Below are 2,354 nucleotides of genomic sequence, written 5' to 3' on the forward strand. Positions count from 1 at the left end.
ATTCTTTGGAATAGGTTTTACGTTTAGTCATGTCAATCTCCAGTTAAGTTAATTATCTCTTAACTGGGTTAGTCGAATCAATTAAACCACGTCACAAAACACTAAACGTATTCATATACTTACCCAATCTGAAACTAACGAACTTTACGCTCTTCCAAACTTTAACCATACCGATAGAGAAGATTATTTTTCATTGGACAACGAAACAAAAAAAATTATAAATAAATCACGATTAATCGAAGCGCGTATTTATTTTATTCTGCTTTTAGGTTATTTCAGAGCACGCCCTATAATATTCAGCTTTTCATTTTCCGATGTAGAGGCTGATTATGACTATATCAAACACAAATATTTTAACGATAAAGAAACAAAGAAAGTAAATTTATCACCGGCAACGAAAACTATATTGATTAATAAATTATTAAAACATACTGGCTTTTCAATTTACAAAAGTAAAATAGATAAAGGCCCATTACTTAAACGCCTTAATGATGTTGTAAAAATCAACTTGGAGCCTAGGTATGTTTTCGATGAATGCCTTGCCTATTTTGGTCAAAATAGGATTGCACTTGCTGGTTACACGACGTTGCAAGATACTATCTCAACGGTACTATCAAATGAACGAAGTCGTATCGAGGTTGTGCTAAGTGAAAACTTGACTAAATCCACAAAAGTAACGCTACTTAAGTTACTTGAATCAAATAGTACTTTTACTGACTTAGCCAAATTAAAAAAGATGGCCAAGGACTTTTCAACCAGTGAAATAACACAAGAGCTGAAGACACATAAAATCATACGTTCTCTTTACCCTGAAATTAAAGCACTTATTACTGAACTCGAATTATCACCTAAAAACCTTGAATACTATGCTTCCTTGGTTAAACATAAGTCAGTTTATAAGCTTAGAAGACACACTGACAGCCAAACCATCTTATACCTTGTTTGCTATTTGTTTTTTAGGTACCGAGAAACCAACGACAATTTAGTTTCTGCCTTTATTTATTTGGTTAGAAAATTAACGGAGTCTGCCAAGGGGTATGCAAAACAGCGCATTGTAGAAGATGTCAATATTGTTAGAACCAAATTAAAATCCGCTGGCAGCTTATTAAAGTACTTTATCGATACCGATATGGACGACAACTTGAGTTTTGGTGATGTTCGTAAGAAAGCCTTTGAACTCATTCCTGCAGATAGCATTAAATTATTAAGCGATCATTTAGATAACAATGACTTTGATGGACGTCAATATGAATGGCAATTCATCGATAAACAATCGAGTAAAATTAAAAAACTTCTCCGTTCACTCTTTATGTCTATTGATATTGAGTTCATTCATTTAAAAAACGAGTTGCGAGAACAATACACCACTGCTCACTTAGAACTAAGTGGATGCAAGACCATAAAGACTATTAACCTCGATGTGGTAGCTAAAAGTGATCGCGAATATTTTGACGGAGACAATACCAAATTAATCGCTAATCGATTTGAATACTTCCTTTATCGAAAGGCGGAGCAACTTTTTCATAGTAACAACCTAACCGTAAGAGAAAGCGTCAATAATAGAAGCTTAACTTCTGACTTAATCCAGCCTAAAGAATGGAAGAATAAAGCTGAAATTATTGAAAATACAGGACTTGATAAACTGGTAACTCCCATCAACCAGACGTTAGCTGATAAGAGCCTGCAATTAGAATCCAAACTGAAGGAAGTTAGTGATCACATTTTTAGTGGTGATAATAAATACGTTGAGTTTATTCCTGGTAAGTCTGAATTCAAGTGGTCAATTCCTAATAGTCGATGGCAACAAACAATTGATAATCCTCTTTATAATCAAATTCAACATATGGGGATTGTTGAACTCATGTTATTTGTTGACCAAAAGACTGGCTTTTTAAAGTCATTTAGCCATATTTCCGTTAACAAAGAGAAAACACCTGTAAATAATGAAGATCTAATCGCTTGCATATTAGCTAATGGTACCAATTACGGCTTATATAAAATGGCGAATATCTCCGATCGTTCGATGGGTAAATTACGTAATGTCGATGATAGCTATATTAGGTATGAAACATTAAGGCAGTCTAATGATCAGATTTCTAATACAATAGCCACTTTGCCAATATTTGCTTATTACCACGTTGATAACCAATTGTTTTCAAGTATTGATGGTCAAAAATTCGAGTGCCGTATTAATACGTTTAAGGCGCGTTATTCATCTAAATATTTTTCAAAAGGCAAAGGAGTTTCTTCGCTCACACTGGTTTCAAACCATGTTCCTATTAGCACTCAAGTCATTGGTTGACGTGGTTTAATAGATTCACACACCCCAGTTAAGACATCATAATGAACTTAAC

1 protein-coding gene is annotated in these 2,354 nt (G+C 34.0%); it reads left to right on the top strand.

From position 1 onward, the window contains the following. Positions 1–115: 115 nt before the first annotated feature. Positions 116–2,302, top strand: a complete 2,187-nt coding sequence (locus G337_RS0119130) for a Tn3 family transposase (protein WP_245597687.1) — start codon at positions 116–118, stop codon at positions 2,300–2,302. The last annotated feature ends 52 nt before the right edge of the window (positions 2,303–2,354 follow it).

The sequence above is a fragment of the Psychromonas aquimarina ATCC BAA-1526 genome, assembly GCF_000428725.1.
GTDB classification, from domain to species: Bacteria; Pseudomonadota; Gammaproteobacteria; order Enterobacterales; family Psychromonadaceae; genus Psychromonas; species Psychromonas aquimarina.